The following is a 17,903-nucleotide window of genomic DNA, read 5'->3' as shown; positions in this document are numbered from 1 at the left end:
CACTTCACCGTAACCCTGATCACCATCACACCCGGCTACTCCAATGATGTCTACCTCAGGGCCCTGTTCGAACCCCCTGCCGTCTCGGTAGTCTTCTCCGACAATCCTTTGAACCCCACGGGAGACATTGACTCAGACATGGAGGTGAGGACCTCTATTTACACGCCACCTGGCGTGTACACGATCACGGTTAGGGGAAGGGATCCGATTACGGATCAGAACGTTTACGTCGACGTGACCTTGGAGGTCCTGCCGCCTTACGAGCCTGAGTTCGAGCTTTCCATATCTCCAAGCTCGCTCACGGTGAGGAGGGGGGAGAAGGCCGTCTTTACGGTCAAGGCAGCCCCCTTCTACGGTTTCAATCACCCCATATACCTCTCCTTGATATGCCCGGCCTGCGCCAGTCACACCTTCGACCCGAACCCCATGTGCCCTAGCCCGACATCCTGCGGCTGCCCAGCCATCCCCTGCTACACCTACACATCCACCCTGACCATAGACACATCGGGAATGAGTCCGGGGAACTACAGCATCGTCGTCGAGGGTTGCTACGATGGCTACTGCGACAGGGCTTACGCAACGCTCACCGTCGGGGGAGTGAGCGAGGAGGAGGTCAATCTCATCGTGTATCCCGTGACGGTGAAAGTAAAGCCGGATGAGACGTTCCACATCAGAGTAACGGTGGGGATAACCGGAGGGGAGACGACGGAACCCCTGACCCTGAGGGTCGTCCCGCCCCCGGGGTGGTACGTGAGCCGCTATCCCAGCAGACTGTCTAAGACCAGCCACCTCGACCTCTGGGTCACCGTCCCAAAGGGAACCAGCCCGGGTACCTATGGGATGAGCGTTGAGCTGTACAGGGAGGAGGAGTTCCTCAAGAGCAGGCAGGTGATGATACTCGTCGAGAGAACCGTGGGCGAGATAACGATTGACGTGAGGCCGAGCCACGTGGTTCTTACAGAGGACAATCCTGAGTCAGAGCTCGTCGTGATTCTCAACTCACCTGACGTGAATGAGGCGATCCTGACGCTGGTAGGATTACCATCCGGCATTTCATATTCCTTACCAGCCAAACTGAGGGTTGGGGAGCTGGGATCAATTAACCTCACTTTAAAGGATGCCCCGCCCGGGGAGTACACGGCCACCCTGATAGCAAAGGCTGAAGACTGCGGCTGCGTTAACACCACGGATATAGTGGTAGAGGTGAAGGGACCGCCCATCCAGACCGCTCAGGCCCAAGCCCCAGCCACGCGGACCCAGACGATCCAGCAGCCCAAGACAGTCACCGTAACCCGGACCGTGAGCTCCGTGAGGACCGTGACGGTGGAGAAGCCCCAGCTAGATCCCACAGTTCTGGGATTGGGAATAGTGGGTGCAGCTGCAATAATTTCGGCCGTCTACCTCCTTAGAAGGAGGCCCGTACCTACTCCTGCTCCTGTGGGGGCCACATGATCTGCTCACCTAACTCTTTTTATATCGAACGCAGTTAGACGAGAGACGTAGCACCCTTAGTTTTACGACTATACAAGTTTCACGCCCGCTATATTCGATTTTCGGATAATATGCGACGATAAAAGGAACGTATAAATATTTCACAGGACCACTTGGTCCGAATCCGGTGAAAGGAATGGGGGCGTCCGATCCGAGCTGGTTCTTCCCCGAACTGGGCGTTCCGAGGTTTTTCAGGAGGCCTCCGACTCACGAGCTCATACTGACCGATACCACGCTGAGGGATGGGCAGCAGGGGAGCAGGCCCTTCACTGTGGAGGAAGCGATGGCCATCTACGAGGTGCTCGTTGAGCTAGATAATGGGGGTGGCGTTGTTAGGGACATTGAGCTCTTTCCCTACACCAAAAAGGACAGAGAGGTCATAAGGAGGATAAAGGACTATGCCACCTATCCCAGACCCATAGGGTGGGTCAGGGCCAGGCTGGAGGATCTTAGACTGGTCAAGGAGGCTGGTTTGGACGAGACGATAGTCCTCACCTCTGTATCCGACTACCACATCACCTACAAGCTGGGGATGGACAGGGAGACGGCCAAGGCCAAGTACCTGAGGGCGGTGGAGGAGGGGCTGAAGATGGGCCTGAAGCTCAAGGTGGCGATGGAGGACATAACGAGGTGTGATGTGTACGGGTTCCTCCTCCCCTTCTTGGATGAGGTGCTGAGGCTGGCTGAGAGGTACGGTACGGAGGTGAGGTTCAAGCTGTCCGACACCCTAGGCATGGGGCTGCCGTTCGTTGAAGCTCCGCTCCCCAGGAGTATACCGAGGCTGATAAGGCTTCTGCTGGACGATCTCGGGTTGAAGAGCACCCAACTGGAGTTCCACGGGCACAACGATTTCCACTTGGTCGTGGCCAACCACCTCGCCGCCTGGGTGTACGGGGCCTCCCTGTCCAACTGCACCCTCCTCGGCATAGGGGAGAGGGCGGGTAACTGCCCTCTTGAGGCCATGGCCCTCTTCCACGCCCAGCTGGTGAAGGGGTCGCCCCTCAACCTGAAAGCGCTGAGGGAGGCGAGGGACCTCTTCCTGAGGATGGGTTTCCATGTGCCGGTCTTCTACCCCATATTAGGGGAGAACGCGTTCAGGACCAAGGCGGGGATACACATCGACGGTCTGCTCAAGAATCCTGCCATTTACCTGCCATTCGATCCCGAGGAGGTGCTCGGAATACCCTACGATGTGGAGATCACGCCATACTCTGGAAGAGCTGGTCTGATATACTGGCTCGTGAAGAAGGCTGGGGTCAAGGACTGGATGTCCCTGAAGGGAGATCCTCGTTTGGACATGGCTTATAGAGAGGTCCTGAATTCCTTTGAAGGTGGGAGGACCGAGCCTCTGAGTGATGAGGAGGTGCTGGGGATCCTGAGAAGATATGTACCTGAGCTGGTGGAGGGGATCGAGGTTTGGGAGGGACGATGACCGAGAAGATACTCTCCTCGAAGCTGGGAAGGGATGTGGAGGCTGGCGAGCACGTGATAGTTAATGTGGATCTGGTGTACGCCCACGACGGCACCGCGCCCCTCGCCATAGACGTGCTCGAGGGCCTAGGATTTGATTCTGTATCGGGGAGCGTGGTGTTCACCGTAGATCACGCGGCCCCGGCTCCGCACGCCGAGGCGGCGGCGCTGCACATTCAGATGAGGACCTTCGCTTCAAGGCACGGTATCAGGATATTCGATGTGGGGAACGGGATAAGCCACCAAGTCATCCCCGAGGCTGGGTTAGTCAGGCCCGGGATGGTGGTTCTAGGGGCCGACAGCCACACAGTGACCTTAGGAGCCTACGGGGCCTTCGCCACAGGGGTGGGGAGCACTGACGCGGCGATAGCCATGGCTAGAGGGAGGATCTGGTTGAGGGTTCCCGAGACGATGGCGATCACGGTGAAGGGGGCGCTGGAGGATGGTGTCATGGCGAAGGACGTAATTCTCGAGATAATAGGGAGATTGGGAAGCGATGGAGCGAATTACAAGGCAGTGGAGTTTCTAGGATCGGTAGTGGAGGAGATGAGCGTGGATTCAAGGGCGGTGCTCTCTAACATGAGCGTCGAGATGGGGGCCAAGGTGGGGCTGGTGCCAGCTGACGGTGTGACCCTCAGATGGTTGGGGGATAGGGGTGTCGAGGCGGAACCCCTCCAACCGGATCCCCATGCTGACTACAGGGACGAGATCGTATTCAATGCCCGGGAAATCCAGCCGAATGTGGCGCTCCCCGGAAATGTGGATAATGTTAGGCCCGTAGAGGAGGTGGAGGGAGTGGATGTCAACGAGGTGTTCATCGGCAGCTGCTCAGGAGGGAGATTCGAGGACTTCCTACAGGCTGCTAGGGTACTCAGGGGGAACAGGGTCAAGAAGGGGGTGAGGTGCATCGCGGCCCCGGCGTCTAAGGAGGTGTACGTGACCCTAATAGAGTCGGGCATCCTTGCTGAGTTGACGGGGGCTGGCTGCGTGATAGGTCCCCCCACATGTGGACCGTGCATAGGAGCCCACATGGGAGTGCTCGGTCCGGAGGAGGTGGTGGTTTCCACCTCCACCAGGAACTTCCCGGGAAGGATGGGTCACCCGTCCAGCCAGATATACCTAGCTTCCCCGCTGACGGCAGCAGCGACCGCTGTGAGGGGACAGCTTACCGATCCGAGGAGGTTGCTATCATGAGGATCAGGGGCAGGGCTTGGAGATTGGGGGATCACATCACCACGGACCACATAATCCCGGGCAGGCTCAAGTACAAGGTCAGGACCCTAGAGGAGATGAGGCAGTACGTGTTCAATGATCTCATACCCGGGTTCAGCGAGAGGGTCAGGCCCAATGACGTTATAGTGGCCGGAAGGAATTTCGGATACGGATCGAGTAGGGAGCATGCCGCTAGACTCCTTAAGCTCGTGGGAGTTGGTGCTGTCGTGGCCGAGAGCTTCGCGAGGATCTTCTACAGGAACGCGATAAACGTGGGCCTTCCCTTGGTGGAGGCGAGAGTAGAGGCGGAGGATGGTGACGAGATGGAAGTTGACTTACGAGAGGGCACCGTCAGGAACCTCTCCAAGGGAACGGAGGAGAGCTTCAAGCCGTTCCCACCGATGATAATGTCGCTGCTCGAGGAGGGCGGGATAGAGTCCTACTACAAGAGGCACGGGAAACTGCCCTGGGAGTGATAGGCTTGAGGCCCAGGATAGCGGTGATAAGGGGCGACGGCGTGGGACCCGAGGTCATCGACGCCACTCTCTCCCTACTGGAAAGGGTCATGGATGCGGAGTTCGTGGAGGTGAGGGCCGGCAAGGCCTACTTCAATGAGACCGGGCTGCCAATGGAGGAGGGCGGGATGGATAAGTTGAGGGAGAGTGACGCCCTTCTCAAGGGCCCGATTGCCACTCCCACCAAGGGGAGGAGCTATCCGAGCGTTAACCTGAGAATCAGGAGGGAGTTCGATCTATACGCAAACGTACGACCCTTCAAGAGTTATGAGGGCATATCCCTCAGGCGCATGGATCTTGTGATGGTAAGAGAGAACGTAGAGGGTTTGTACTCAGGTGAGGAGGAGCTCCGGGGGGATGTGGCTGTTACTAGGAGGGTGATAACTCGAAGAGGCGCCAGGAGGATAGCGGAGTTCGCCTTCCGACTCGCTGAGAGGGAAGGCAGGGCTAGGGTCACGGCCATCCACAAGAAAAACGTCTTGAAGGTTAGCGACGGCCTCTTCCTCGAGGAGTTCTATCACGTGGCCTCTAAGCATCCCAGCGTTGAAGCGGATGACTACATAGTGGATGCCGCTGCCTACAGGCTCGTGAAGGTCGATCGTCCCTTCGACGTGATGCTCCTCCCCAATTTATATGGGGACATACTCTCGGACGTGGCCGCCGGGGTGATCGGCAGCTTGGGACTCTGCGGCTCGGCGCAAATAGGAGATGGGTATTCCGCCTTCGAACCCATCCATGGGACCGCGGAGGACATAGCTGGTAGGGGAATAGCCAATCCCCTAGGAACGATATTGGCGGCCTCCATGATGCTCGAGTGGTTGGGATCCAAGTATGGGGAGGGAAGGCTCTGTGATATAGGGAGGAAGATGCGCGAAGCGGTGGACAGGGCCGTTAAGGATGGTGTGCTGACCCCCGATCTCGGGGGGAATGCCACAACCTTCGAGGTCGCTGAGGCCGTGCTGGAACGTATGTGAAGGTGGAGGTAAGAGTCAAAATAGGGTTCCAGATCTGCCTACTCAGAGCAGGGAAAGCACCTTCTCCACTAGCCTCTTGGCACTTTCCAGCTGCTTCCTAGCATCCTCCTCAGGGATGAGATCGTCCCAATGATCCGCCTTCACACGTACCCTATGCATCCGATCGAACTCCGTGGCTTCCTCAGGAAACCACCTGCCCATGAGGGCCAGCCTGCTCCTGTATCCCTTGGGGAGGTTCCCCTGTCTCTCTAGGGAAAGCGCGTTGAGGGCGTTCTCCACCGCGAAGTAGGAAGCGCTTGCGGATTTCTCAAAGCAACCGTGGAAGAGATCCAGCTCGGCCTGATGTAATAGCAGCCTAGACTTTTCTGCGAAACTCTGAGGGGATCTCGACCTTCTCAAGTTCATCCTCCCCCACAACCAAGGGAGCTATCTGATCCTCGGGATCCAGCTCCCTGCACGACTCTATTGCTAGCTTGATGGCCAGCTCCTGATCACCGGGCCTGACCTCCTTCAAGACGACCAAAGCGTTGTAGCCGTCGACCTCTATGGACGGGTGCCTGCTATGTAGAGGGCAACCAGCCTGTCCCCGAAGGACTTCTGAACTCCCTGAGCGAAGTATCGAGCGGCCCGGAGCCATGAATGGCTGGGTGGAAGGGTCATCCCCTCACCTAGGTCCATCCAGAGTTCATCCTCCTCCACAACCAAGGGAGCTATCTGATCCTCGGGATCCAGCTCCCTGCACGACTCTACTGCCAGCTTGATGGCCAGCTCCTGATCTCCGGGCCTGACCTCCTTCAAGACGACCAAAGCGTTGTAGCCTTCGACCTCGATGGATGGGTGCCTAGCTATGTAGAGGGCAACCAGCCTGTCCCCGAAGGACTTCTGAACTCCCTGAGCGAAGTCCACCAAGGCCTTCGCCATCTCAGGACTGCGTGGCTTGAGGGTCAGCATACAATCAGATTGGGCGGTAGGGGGTTATAAGCTATCTGACTGAAGCTTGATTCTCAGTCGAATGCTGGAGAGTTCTTACCGAAAAAGGGGAGAAGAACCCTTAAATTCCCAAGTAAGCTTTTCTCACCTCGTCCATTCCGAGGAGCTCTTGTGCCGGTCCATGGAGCACTATCCTCCCGGTCTCCAAGATGTAGGCCCTATCAGACACATCTAAGGCGGCCTTGGCGTTCTGCTCTACCAGCAGGATGGTCACCCCCTCCTCCCTGAGTTTCTTTATCGTCCCGAATATCTCTAGGACCAGCTTAGGCGCGAGTCCCATGGAGGGCTCATCCATCATGAGGACCTCTGGTCTGCTCATCAGTCCTCTAGCTATCGCGAGCATCTGTTGCTCTCCTCCGCTCATCGTTCCTGCCAGCTGGGCTCTCCTCTCCTTCAATTTGGGGAAGAGGGTGAACACCCACTCGAGCGTGTCGTGGAACTTGTCCCTAGCCCTCTTAGTGTACGCGCCCATCTCCAAGTTGTCTAGGACGGTCATCTCAGGGAAAAGCTGCCTGCCCTCGGGCACCAGAGCTAGACCCATCTCCACCCTCTTGTTGCTGGGCAGCTTGGTAATGTCCCGACAGTTAAACGTCACCTTACCACTGAAGGGCTTCAGTAGACCTGAGATCACCCTTAATGTGGTGGTCTTCCCGGCGCCGTTGCTCCCCAGCAGACTCACTATCTCTCCCTTGTCCACGGAGAGGTTAACATCCCAGAGAACTTGGAGGTCACCATATCCAGCGTTTATCTCCTGGAGTTCGAGGAGCATACAAAATCACCTCACACCTGGATCGGTTCTCCTAAGTAAGCCTCGATCACCTTCGGATCCCTTGAGACCTCCTGAGGGCTACCCTCTGCCAGTTTCGCACCCCTGTGAAGGACGAAAACCCTGTCCGAGATGCTCATCACCGCTTTCATCACATGCTCCACCATTATTATTGTGAGCCCCCTCTCATCCACCAGCTTCCTGACGAGCTTCACTACTTCCATCATCTCGGAGGGGTTGAGTCCAGCCACAAGCTCATCAAGCAGCAGGAGGTCTGGATCCGTGGACAATGCTCTCGCCAGCTCCATCAGCTTCCTCTCCACTATGTTGAGGGCCTTGGCCTCCACATCAGCCTTGTCCTTTAGCCTAACGTACTCGAGCCAGTCCATGGCTATCTCCCTAGCCTCACTTCTAGATGCAGCCTTTCTACCATACATTGCCGCTGACATGACATTTTCCAAGACTGTGAGCCTGCCGAACGGCTTCGGTATCTGAAAAGTCCTAGCTATGCCCTTCTTGACTATTAGGTGAGGTCTGAGTCCTGTGATCTCCTCTCCTCTGTAGAACACCTTACCCTCATCAGGTCTATAGTACCCCGTTATCACGTTGAATAGCGTGGTCTTTCCAGATCCGTTCGGTCCTATCAGTCCGAGGAGCTCGTTCTCCTTTAAAGTAAGACTCACTTTGTTGAGGGCCACCAAGCCACCAAACCTCTTCACCACATCCTTTACCTCAAGCACATCACTCACCTCCCTTTTTGCGACCTAACCACTTCCTCCTGACAAGCCCATAGATCCCTCCGGGTACCATGACCACCACGACCAGCAACACGACACCGTAAAGTATCAGGCTGAGACCTGCTATCATCCCTCCGAATATGGCGTTCAAGTACAGGGAGAGAGGCACCAAGATCAAGGCCCCTATTAATCCGCCGTATGGTGTTCCCGCCCCTCCGACAACGTCTATTGCGGCTATCTGCGTTGAATACTCGAGCTTCACGATTATGTCCGGCCTGATGAAGTGAATCCACTGGGCGTAGATAGTACCTCCTATGCCAGTGAGAAATGCGCTTATCGCCGCCCCTATTATCTTTGTCCTGTAAACATTTATGCCGACTCCCTCCGCCGCCTCCTCATCCTCCCTTATAGCGACCAAACCTATGCCGAACTTAGATGTCTCGAACCACTTGAGGAAGAGAAGGCCGGCGATCATCAACGCGAACATCAGGTAGTAGTAATGGGCTTGGCTTTCGAACAACATGTATTCCGGGCCACTCTTAGTGATCAGGATTCCCAGTGGACCGCCCGTTATGCCTTTGAAGTATAGCAGGAGGAGTTTGACTAATTCGGCAAATGCTATCGTACCCAGTGCGAAGAAGGGACCCCTCAACCTCAGAGAGGCTACTCCCACTAATGCACCTGCAGCTCCGGCCACCAAACCAGCAGCCCACATGCCTATCCAAGGAGATACTCCGTAATTCTCTAGAAGGATCGTGGAGGTATACGCTCCGAGAGCAATGAAAGCCGCATGCCCCAGCGAGAACTGCCCGCCATATCCTCCGATAACATCCCAGCTCATTGCCAAGAATGCCCAGAGGTACGCTTGCATGAGGATGGATACCAAGAACTCGTCAGCGAACAGGGGGAAGATAAGGGCCAAGATCAGCAGTATCGTTATCACTACCGACTTCCATGTTAACTCGAATTCCATCTCAGACCCTCCTCAAGGCCTTTCCGAAGAGTCCCTGTGGTCTCAGGAGTAGAACGGTCAAGAACACCACATAGACCAGTATTTGCCTGAAGGCATTTGAGAACACTATTGTTCCGAGACCTTCGGTGACTCCAATAATGATCCCTGCAAATATCACTCCGTATATCGTACCCAATCCAGCGAATATCACTACGACGTAGGAGGCTATATCCCACACGTATCCGGCCAGAGGTCTTATGTTCGGGTAGAACGTGGCCACAAGCACGCCTGCCATTCCAGCCAAGGCCACACCGAGACCGAAGGTCATGAGCCTTATTCTGGGGACATCTATTCCCACCACTCTAGCCCCTACGGGGTTCTGAGACACGGCCCTTATGGCCTTCCCCAACCTCACCCTCTTCAGGAATTGGTCAACAGCCACTATTGCGACTATGGAAACAGTGAAAGCTATAGCCTCGGCCACACTCGTCCTTATACCGAATACCTCTATGTAAGTGCTCTTGTAGACATTCTGGAACGATCTAGGGCTAGGAGACCAGAGTATGAGGGCTAAGCTTTCCAATATAACCGAAATACCTAATGTAGTGAGTAAGGTCGCCTCATGGCCACCAGGCTTCTCCACGACCGGTTCGATAGCTATCACATGAGTGACCATTCCTAACAGGCCAAGAAGAATGAACGCCACTATAGCAGCGATATAGGGGTCTATGCCGAAGAGGGTGACCGTCCAGAAAGCTGTGTACATACCCACCATGAGGAAATCACCGTGGGCCCAGTTTACAGCCTTCATGACGCCCCAGATCAGTGAGAGCCCTAGAGCGGTGAGCCCGTAGACACCACCTAGTATGGCATAGGATACCAACAGCTGCGTATACGCGCTAAATTCCACCATGGAGGTTCACCTCCTGAGAAAGAAGTGAAAAATGGGGAGAAATGGGGATCAGCCCCAGCCAGGCGCTGGGAACACGGCCTTCACTGGAGCGAACTCTATAGGCCAGACCACTCTGAACCTACCTTCAAGTATCTGGGCCATTGCCACGGCGGCCTCGGGGTTCTGGTGGTTGGGTACAGTTAGATCTACACCCCAAGGCATGAGCGGAAGTTCGCCAGCGGGTATCTTAATTGTCTCGAGGGCATCCCTCACGGCCTTCCTGAACGCCTTTATATCGCTCGGGTTAGCTCCCGAATCAAGAGCCTTCTGAATGGCCACGGCGAGCACGTAGGTGCCCACGTAGTTTAGGGCGGAGCTGCCGACCATGTCCCTGCCGTAAATCTTCTTGAAGTCGTCATTTATCCAGGCCCACTTGGCGAGGGCTTTGGAGTTCAAGAAGTCGGGTTGCCACTCCGTCTGGGTGTAGGCGTAGTTGGCGTCAGCTCCGAGCTGCTCTATGAACTCTACCCTAGTTTGTCCACCGGCACCGGCACCCACATAGGCCTTCGGGTACCAGTTGAGCTTCTTCATGGTTTGCACGAAGAGGACGGCGTCCTTCAAGTAAGCCACGTGGAACACTATGTCAGGGTTCTCGGCCTTGAGCTTAGCGACCATGTCGTCCATGCTTGTTATCTCCTCAGCCGGATAGCTCTCCTCGTGCACGATCTTGGCGTTCGGGAAGAATTTGTTCAGGAACTTCTTCAGTCCTTCCGTGGTGGTGACACCGAAGTCGGAGTTCTCGTATATGAGGGCCACGGACTTTACCTCCACGCCATTGGCCTTAGCGATGTCGGCCATGGCCCAGAGTGTGTCGTAAGCATACTTACTAGCGTTGGCGCAGGTCCTGAACACGTACTTCCATCCTTGGGCGGTGATCTTGTCTGATACAGACTCGGGAACGACGTAGGGTAGCCCGATCCTCTCGGCCTCAGCAGCGGACGGGTAAGTAACTGCAGAGTTATAAGCACCTATTATCGCTACTACGCTCTCCTGGGCGAGCCTCCTTAGCTCCGTAACGGCCACATCCTGCTTGGTCTGGGTATCTGCGATTACCAGCTTCATGGTGAATTTGATATTCGGATACTTACTCTGATTTATGTGAAGAGCAGCCAGCTGGATTCCCCTCAGATCCTCCTGACCAGAGAAAGCGGAACCTCCCGACAAGGGAAGCAGAATACCGACCTTGACCTCAACCTTCTTAGCAGGGGCAGTGGTGGTCTGGGTCGGCTGAGGAGTAGTGCCAGCCACCGTCTTCGTGACGGTAACGGTCTTCTCCACCATTTTAGTGGTGGTGATAGTCTTAACCTGACTTGGACCTGCGGCAAAATATCCCACCAGTAGACCCACAATCAGTAATACGATAGCCAAGATCCATGTCTTCGTATCCATTAGGGTAACACCCCCTAAGGTGTTAACCTGACGAGATTCGATAAAATATAAAGCCTCTCCTACATTAGGTCCCAGTCAGCGCTCAATATGAGCTGAAAACGGAGAAAATCGTTTTTCTTATAGGTGGATAAAGGCCTTATGTTTGGCTCAATTTACCTTATATAAGTTTTTAATTGAATAAAATTTACTAGAGAAATTACGTCGTAAAAAAGTCAATAAATAAGTCCGAGATTCGTATCGACAAAGAGCGATAAAAAGTAAAAAATTGTTAGTGTTAAGCTGACGAAAATCATTCTCTCTCTATAACCGTGAGCGCTTCGTCGATGGCCTCTATCGCGCGGTCTACCTGCTCCTTAGTGATCACGAGTGGCGGATTTATCCTAATTCTGGAACCAGTCCATCCCGGCGGGCCTATTATAACACCTCTCTTCCTGAGTTCTATTCTGAACTTGGCCGCCTCTTCCACTGCTGGTTCCTTCGTTTCCCTGTCCTTAACGAGTTCCAAGCCGATGAGCAATCCCTTGCCGTCCACTTCCCCTATCAACTCGTGTTTGTCCATGAGCTCCCTGAGCCTTTTTAACATGTATTCCCCGTTCTTAGCCGACTTCTCCACCAAGTTCTCCTCCTCTATGACCTCTATGGCTGCGAGGGCCGCTGCCATAGCGAGCGGATTGCCCCCATAGGTGGAGTAATGGTCCAGAGGCTTGAAGGCCGTACCCACCTCCTCACTAGCTATAGCTGCGGAAACCGGGAAACCTCCCCCGAGAGCCTTGGCCATGGTCATTATGTCGGGTTCCACCCCGAAGTGCTCTATAGCGAAGAGCTTCCCGGTCCTACCGAAGCCGGTGATCACCTCGTCCGCGATGAAGAGGATGTCGTACTGATCGAGGATGTTCTTGATTATCCTGAAGTAGTCGGGCGGGGGAACTATGTTCCCGGCTGTACCCTGAATGGGCTCCGCTATGAAGGCCGCTACTTCCTCAGGAGCAGCGTATTTCAAGGCATCGTCGAGCATCCTAGCGCACTGAAGGTTGCAGCTCGGATACTCCAAGCCGAGGGGACACCTGTAGCAGTAGTAGTTGGGGAGATGCATCACCCCATAAGGGAAGGGACCCATGCCCTTCTTGTACTTCGAGAAACCCGTCAGGGTCCTCGGCATGTGGGTCCTGCCATGGAAGGCACCCCACAGAGCTATAATTCCAGGCCTTCCGGTGGCCCTCTTGGCGAGGAGGGTGGCCGTCTCAACCGCTTCGGCCCCCGAATTCACGAAAAAGCTCCTCTTGAGCTTTGGAGGGGTTATCTCAGCAAGCTTCTTGGCGAGGAGGGCTTGGGGCTCGTTATAAAAGTCAGTCGCTACCACGAAAACCTTCTCAAGCTGTTCCTTAACCGCCTGAATTATCTTGGGATGAGAGTAGCCCTGAGAGGCGACCGCATGCATGGCATGGAGATCTATGTACTCCCTCCCATCCATATCTCTGAGAATTGCCCCCTTACCTGACTCTATGACCACTGGATCGTCCTTCCACCACCTAGCCACGTTGGTCATCATATACTGGTCGGAAAATCGGATCACATCCTCTCTAGAGAGTCTACCCATGAGAATCACTTGAGCCTAGCGGCCGATCGATAAAATAAAGCCTTAACCCATGATCTCATTTTTCCAAGAGTAGTTTCCATAGGAACCTACATTTCTGACGCTGGTTCAATAAAGCTCAATTATGAAGAGATTGATCGGCAAGCCAACGTTCAGTGGACTCGCTGATCGCGGTGCTCCACAAAAATGGGTGATGAGGAGGGTCAACCCCTGCCGTAGATGCCCATGATCTGGGATTGGGCCAGCACATGACCCTTCATGGCCTCGATGACATCCCTCTTCCTCGCACCTGGGGGGAGGTCCAAGGTGGAGTCAAGGGCGTACAGCTTGAAGAAGTACCTGTGGGGCTTCCCGGGTGGAGGACAGGGTCCACCGTAACCTACTCTCCTGAAATCGTTGATCCCCTGCATGCCGAGCTCCGTTTCCTTCTGTTTGGGGACACCCTCTGGTAGCGAGGTCATCTTGCCAGGTATGTTGTACATGACCCAGTGGGTGAACGTGCCAATCGGGGCGTCGGGATCCTCCACTATCAACACGTAGCTCACGACACCCTCGGGCTGACCCTCCCAGCTCAGGGGCGGAGATATGTCCTCCCCATCGCAGGTGTATTTGATGGGGATCCTTTCGCCATTCGCGAACACGGACTTCAAGGTGAAGGACAAACTCCCACCTCCACCAGCACTTGAAGTGGTCTCGGGAAATTTCTGAGGGCTTAAGGATGTTCCTAGAAGGAGAAGGATAGCACCCAAGATGATCAGCACCGCAACGACTATCAGAATCGCCCTCATCACTCTTTATCAGTGGATCTACGAGAAAAAGTTTCCCCATGGGATTTCAGGAGGGAGATGGCCCACTCCTTCAGCTCGGAGTAATCCCTCACCCACCTAGGTATCTTCCCCTGACGCCTCATCCTTCCCAGTTCCCTACCCAGATCGTCTTCAGTGACCTTGAGGATCTCAGCAGCCTCTTTGAACCCTTCCGTGGAGGCTATCGCCCTGAGCACATTCAAGTCCACGGATTCCAGTTCAGGGGGATTGATCACCGCGGGTAGTACTTCCATGATCCCCCTCCTTATCTCTTCCCTTATGATGGATCTCAACTCCTCTGGGTCGGACAAGAAGAGGTCTTCAAGCACTATCACCTCTATCTCCAGCTCCTTTGCTAGAATCTCAGCTGAAGGATCTGCGAATCCCCTACAGACGACTAAGGGCTTCGCATTTACCAAGAGGGAGTTTACATAAGCTTGCCTCACCCCTCCAACGTCCAGCCTGCCGCTCTTGACCTCCACCGCGTAAAGTTCACCTTCTTTTGAGGCCATGATGTCCACATCGCTTATCTCGAAGCCTCCCCTCCTGATCGGGATCCTCTCCCCAACGATCTCGAAACCCATCGATCTCAGGATCGCCTTAGCTGCATTCATCGAGCTCCTCAACTGGGATCACTTCCTCAGGATGACGAGTCCCTTGCCGGGTTCCACATCGAAGGTAACCCAGTCAGGCCTGTGCCTAGATCCGCTCATCCTCCTCACCCTCATCTGTTTTATCAGGAGTTCCTTTATCACCTCTGGGTTGAATCTGAGATCCAAAACACCATCAGAGGCGACCTCCAGCACGTACCTGAAGTCGTCGAAGAACCCGAAGTGGAAGGTGTATATGACTGGGACCATGTAGTGCTTACTCACTACCGCCTTCACTACCTTCATCAGGTCTAGGAGCGAGGACGGGTCTGGGGTTATCGTCAGAAACTCGGTCAGCGAATCTATCAGGACGATTCCTCTCCCTCCCATGCTTCTAGCTTCCCTTTCAATCTGATCCCAGAATGTGTCAAGGTTCCTAGGATCCTCAACGTTCACTATTCCCTTGGCACCGTCCAAGACCTTGGCGAGGTCCTCGGGCAGTTCAATACCCTTCTCCCTGAGCCTGTAGGAGAAACAATCCATGAATTCAAGGTCGCCCCTCCTCACATAGCCCATCACATCAAAGCCCAGAACGGCGAAGTTCATCAGTCTCGAGGCGGGTGTATCCTCCAGCAGGACCATGAGGACCCTGTCACCTCGTTTAAGGGCCCGATACGCTATCTCATTAAGCAGGACGCTCTTTCCAGTACCAGTTTCCCCGAAGACGCCTATCAGACTGCTCCTGAGTATGCCTTGGGGCAAGAGGAAATCTAGGGGTTCCACACCGAATTTGAACCTTTCTGGCTTCATACTCACCGAAGATGTGTTAGCTATTCCCGTATAATGTTTCCGCGCTGGAAGGTCACTCTGCCGTGAGAGGAAGACAACTACCGGGAAGCGTTAGTAGAGCCATCAAATGGTAGACCTTACCCAATACCAAGTAGGTTATTCTCAATTAGCTTAGCTTAGATGGGTTTACTGGGTTAATGGATTTATGCAAACGGGGGCCGTGGCTAGGGAAACCCTAAATCCTTTTTCGTTACTTGATAAGCGCGGGTGATCTCATGCCCATGGCGGAAATAACGATAGTCCCCGTTGGGGTGGGGGCCAGCGTCAGTGATTACGTTGCTGAGGCTTTGAAGGTGGTGAAGCGGTCGGGTCTCAAGTACCAGTTGACCCCCACATCTACGGTGATAGAGGGGGACCTAGACGAACTCTTCAAGGTGCTGAAGGAGATGCACGAGGTTCCCTTCTCCAAGGGAGCGCCTAGAGTGGTTACCGTCATAAAGATAGATGACAGGAGGGACAAGACGATAACGATGGAGTACAAAGTGAGGGTGGTGGAGGAGAAACTCAGGAGGGAATAGAGGGGATCCTCCTAGACTCGGTCACCCTCTCCAGTATATTTATTCCCCTCCAAGAGAGCCACTCAGCCACTGATGAGAAGAGGCTCTCATCCATCCCTATGACCTCCGGTGGAATCACTCCCGGTCCCGGAATGGATCCCTCGGTTATGAGCTTGAGCATACCGGTGGCGACGAAGGCGGTAGTCCTAGCCACCGCCGAGAATCCCGTGTTCTCGTCGTACCTGTCGACCATCCTGTACTCTATCTCTACATTGTTAAGGCTCGTCCTGCCGCTGGCAATTACCCTGAGGACCACCATATCCTTCGTGTCCCCCTTGAGCTTCTCCCTCCACAGTTTAGCGGTCACGTTAGCGGGGCTCACACTCGATCCGTTGAGGTCGAGTGGATCCCTGTCCAAGTACCCAAGCACCTTAAGAAGCTCTATCTTCTCTGCGTGCCCGGGCCACCTGAGGGTCTTCTCCTGCATGACCTCCACTCCCTTGAGGGTCTTGAGCATGGTCCTGAGTCCGTCGGTGAGGAAGGCCTCGAGCTCACCCACCCCGGGTATGAAGACCTTTTCGATCTCGCTGACAGCAGGCTTCTCGACGATGTTACCTTTGTTGATGACCCTAGCGGGCCTAACGTACTCCTCGATCAGGTCCTCTGGGCTCCAAGTCACCAAGTATCCGAGAGGAGGTATCGGCTTTTCGGGAATCCCGCCCACGTATATTTTGAGCTCCTTGACCTCCTCAAGCTGGGCGTAGGCCCTTCCAGCCATCATGTTGCTGAGTCCAGGGGCCACACCGGCATCCGGAATTATAGTCACCCCGGCATCGCTAGCCTGCACATGGTACTGGGTGGGGTCGTCAGGGGAATAGCTCACGTCCACGAGGTCTACGCCAGCCTTAATGGAGGCCATCCAAGAGGCCCTGCCGAAGCGCCCAGGGAGGGCGTTGACAGCCACATCCACATCCTTTATTATTCTGTAGATGTCGTCCTCTCCCCTTATCTCCACTTGCTTGACTTCAGACCTGCCGATGAGTTTTGAGGCCTCCTCAAGGCAGGGCTTGCATTTGTCGATGAGGATGAGGTCGGAACCCGTCACCCTTTCGTAAAGGTCATACGATATGGCTTTACCAACTGATCCGGCACCCAAAACTGCTGCTCTAATGGGAGGACACCCCCTCCTAGAATGGAAGGGATTACTTAAAAAGGCGATCTGGGGAATCGCATTAGGTCTTTTCGACATTATAACGACAAAAATTTTTGAAAGATGCGAGGATGCCTAAATTCAGGTGATTTCAGGCTTGGGACTCCTTCTCACCCTCTTTTTTGGACTCCTTGTCTAGGCCGTAGTACTTTCTCACTAGTTCATAGTAGTTTTCGACACTACCGTACCTCTTCAGGAACCCCTCGGCCAGATCATAACCGTACATCTTCTTGAACTGCTCCCTCCCCCTCTCGGTCATGTCGAATGGGGTCCAAGGGGGGAATATCTCGAGCTCCACCTTGACCTCCTCGAGCTCGGGTATCGCACTCCTTATGCTCTCCTCTATCTGCTGAACTATCATTGAGGAATACGGGCAGCCAGGGGCGGTCATCACCACCCTCAGATACACTTTAGAGTCTTCCACCTCCAGCTTCCTGATCAGTCCCAAGTCGACCACATTTATCGGTATTTCGGGATCCGTGACGAACCTCAGGGCATAAAGGACCTTGGCCTTAATCTCCTCGGGATCCATCGGCATCTCCCCACATGACCATTACAGAAATAAAAATAACTATGGTGAAAGTCATGCCTTGCCCTCGCCCTTGGGCAGGGCGGGGAAGAATTCAACACTCTGAGTCCTCGTCCTCAAGGGTTGTGGGAAGAGTTCCATGAGTTGATAGACCTCTGGCGGCACATCAGTGGAAACGGGAAGACCTAGCTCCTTCGCCACTTCTACGGTTATGGGATAATCGTGCGTCCATCTTCCCGCTGTCAGCGTTTTCGCCACCTCCTCAGCCTTCTCCCTACCCAGCTTATCCTCAAGAAGCCATGTAACGAGCTCCCTCACCTGATTTATCGCCTTTCCGGCTACGTCAGCTAGTATCAAGGTCTGATCATCGACCTTATCCA

The 17,903-nt window shown here is 54.6% G+C and carries 21 protein-coding genes; 6 read left to right on the top strand and 15 right to left on the bottom strand.

Annotation, left to right across the window (positions count from 1 at the left end):
• The 5 genes from QI197_07025 to QI197_07005 all read left to right on the top strand — a co-directional run.
• Nucleotides 1–1,452, top strand: a 1,452-nt coding sequence (locus tag QI197_07025) for a hypothetical protein (GenBank protein ID MDK2373109.1), incomplete at its 5' end; no start/stop codon positions are given.
• Nucleotides 1,453–1,627: 175 nt separating this feature from the next.
• Complete coding sequence (locus QI197_07020) at nucleotides 1,628–2,923, top strand: 2-isopropylmalate synthase (GenBank protein ID MDK2373108.1); 1,296 nt, start codon at nucleotides 1,628–1,630, stop codon at nucleotides 2,921–2,923.
• Nucleotides 2,908–4,155 (top strand): 3-isopropylmalate dehydratase large subunit, encoded by a 1,248-nt coding sequence (locus QI197_07015; protein ID MDK2373107.1) that lies wholly within the window; start codon nucleotides 2,908–2,910, stop codon nucleotides 4,153–4,155. Before QI197_07020 ends, QI197_07015 begins: the two co-directional genes overlap by 16 nt.
• Nucleotides 4,152–4,649, top strand: coding sequence for a 3-isopropylmalate dehydratase small subunit (locus tag QI197_07010; protein MDK2373106.1), 498 nt, complete (start codon nucleotides 4,152–4,154; stop codon nucleotides 4,647–4,649). The genes QI197_07015 and QI197_07010 overlap by 4 nt, the downstream gene beginning before the upstream one ends.
• Nucleotides 4,646–5,662, top strand: a complete 1,017-nt coding sequence (locus tag QI197_07005; GenBank protein MDK2373105.1) for an isocitrate/isopropylmalate dehydrogenase family protein — start codon at nucleotides 4,646–4,648, stop codon at nucleotides 5,660–5,662. The genes QI197_07010 and QI197_07005 overlap by 4 nt, the downstream gene beginning before the upstream one ends.
• 42 nt (nucleotides 5,663–5,704) lie before the next feature.
• Here QI197_07005 and QI197_07000 read toward each other — a convergent pair whose 3' ends face one another.
• The 12 genes from QI197_07000 to QI197_06945 all read right to left on the bottom strand — a co-directional run bounded on the left by QI197_07000 (nucleotide 5,705) and on the right by QI197_06945 (nucleotide 15,248).
• Nucleotides 5,705–6,061 carry a HEPN domain-containing protein gene (locus QI197_07000; GenBank protein MDK2373104.1) on the bottom strand — a complete coding sequence of 119 codons (357 nt, stop codon included), beginning with the start codon at nucleotides 6,059–6,061 and terminating at the stop codon, nucleotides 5,705–5,707.
• Complete coding sequence (locus QI197_06995) at nucleotides 6,018–6,185, bottom strand: hypothetical protein (GenBank protein MDK2373103.1); 168 nt, start codon at nucleotides 6,183–6,185, stop codon at nucleotides 6,018–6,020. Before QI197_06995 ends, QI197_07000 begins: the two co-directional genes overlap by 44 nt.
• A 20-nt stretch (nucleotides 6,186–6,205) precedes the next feature.
• Nucleotides 6,206–6,613 (bottom strand): hypothetical protein, encoded by a 408-nt coding sequence (locus QI197_06990; GenBank protein ID MDK2373102.1) that lies wholly within the window; start codon nucleotides 6,611–6,613, stop codon nucleotides 6,206–6,208.
• 100 nt (nucleotides 6,614–6,713) lie between these two features.
• Nucleotides 6,714–7,421, bottom strand: coding sequence for an ABC transporter ATP-binding protein (locus QI197_06985; protein ID MDK2373101.1), 708 nt, complete (start codon nucleotides 7,419–7,421; stop codon nucleotides 6,714–6,716).
• Between the two features lie 11 nt (nucleotides 7,422–7,432).
• Nucleotides 7,433–8,158, bottom strand: coding sequence for an ABC transporter ATP-binding protein (locus QI197_06980; protein MDK2373100.1), 726 nt, complete (start codon nucleotides 8,156–8,158; stop codon nucleotides 7,433–7,435).
• A gap of 1 nt (nucleotide 8,159) precedes the next feature.
• Complete coding sequence (locus QI197_06975) at nucleotides 8,160–9,128, bottom strand: branched-chain amino acid ABC transporter permease (GenBank protein MDK2373099.1); 969 nt, start codon at nucleotides 9,126–9,128, stop codon at nucleotides 8,160–8,162.
• A gap of 1 nt (nucleotide 9,129) precedes the next feature.
• On the bottom strand, nucleotides 9,130–10,020 hold the full coding sequence (locus QI197_06970; GenBank protein ID MDK2373098.1) for a branched-chain amino acid ABC transporter permease: 891 nt from the start codon (nucleotides 10,018–10,020) through the stop codon (nucleotides 9,130–9,132).
• 48 nt (nucleotides 10,021–10,068) lie between these two features.
• The gene (locus QI197_06965) at nucleotides 10,069–11,448 is read right to left on the bottom strand and encodes an ABC transporter substrate-binding protein (protein ID MDK2373097.1); all 1,380 of its coding nucleotides are present in this window, start codon (nucleotides 11,446–11,448) and stop codon (nucleotides 10,069–10,071) included.
• A gap of 289 nt (nucleotides 11,449–11,737) precedes the next feature.
• Nucleotides 11,738–13,045 carry an aspartate aminotransferase family protein gene (locus QI197_06960; GenBank protein ID MDK2373096.1) on the bottom strand — a complete coding sequence of 436 codons (1,308 nt, stop codon included), beginning with the start codon at nucleotides 13,043–13,045 and terminating at the stop codon, nucleotides 11,738–11,740.
• Between the two features lie 200 nt (nucleotides 13,046–13,245).
• Nucleotides 13,246–13,704 carry a YbhB/YbcL family Raf kinase inhibitor-like protein gene (locus QI197_06955; GenBank protein MDK2373095.1) on the bottom strand — a complete coding sequence of 153 codons (459 nt, stop codon included), beginning with the start codon at nucleotides 13,702–13,704 and terminating at the stop codon, nucleotides 13,246–13,248.
• A 125-nt stretch (nucleotides 13,705–13,829) separates the two neighbouring features.
• Nucleotides 13,830–14,474, bottom strand: coding sequence for a recombinase RecB (locus QI197_06950; protein ID MDK2373094.1), 645 nt, complete (start codon nucleotides 14,472–14,474; stop codon nucleotides 13,830–13,832).
• Between the two features lie 6 nt (nucleotides 14,475–14,480).
• Entirely contained in the window at nucleotides 14,481–15,248 is a 768-nt protein-coding gene (locus QI197_06945) for an RAD55 family ATPase (protein ID MDK2373093.1), read from the bottom strand.
• 254 nt (nucleotides 15,249–15,502) lie between these two features.
• Here QI197_06945 and QI197_06940 point away from each other — a divergent pair, with 254 nt between their 5' ends.
• Nucleotides 15,503–15,805 (top strand): MTH1187 family thiamine-binding protein, encoded by a 303-nt coding sequence (locus QI197_06940; GenBank protein MDK2373092.1) that lies wholly within the window; start codon nucleotides 15,503–15,505, stop codon nucleotides 15,803–15,805.
• On the opposite strand, the gene QI197_06935 is transcribed toward QI197_06940, so the two are convergent.
• The 3 genes from QI197_06935 to QI197_06925 all read right to left on the bottom strand — a co-directional run.
• Nucleotides 15,792–16,940, bottom strand: coding sequence for a saccharopine dehydrogenase C-terminal domain-containing protein (locus QI197_06935; GenBank protein MDK2373091.1), 1,149 nt, complete (start codon nucleotides 16,938–16,940; stop codon nucleotides 15,792–15,794). The genes QI197_06940 and QI197_06935 overlap by 14 nt on opposite strands.
• A gap of 145 nt (nucleotides 16,941–17,085) precedes the next feature.
• Nucleotides 17,086–17,526 carry a metal-sulfur cluster assembly factor gene (locus tag QI197_06930; protein ID MDK2373090.1) on the bottom strand — a complete coding sequence of 147 codons (441 nt, stop codon included), beginning with the start codon at nucleotides 17,524–17,526 and terminating at the stop codon, nucleotides 17,086–17,088.
• Nucleotides 17,527–17,577: 51 nt separating this feature from the next.
• Nucleotides 17,578–17,903 (bottom strand): hypothetical protein (locus tag QI197_06925; protein MDK2373089.1); only part of this gene is annotated, 326 nt, incomplete at its 5' end.

Source organism: Thermoproteota archaeon (genome assembly GCA_030130125.1).
GTDB lineage: Archaea > Korarchaeota > Korarchaeia > Korarchaeales > Korarchaeaceae > Korarchaeum.
This window is presented reverse-complemented; position numbering and strand designations above follow the sequence as displayed.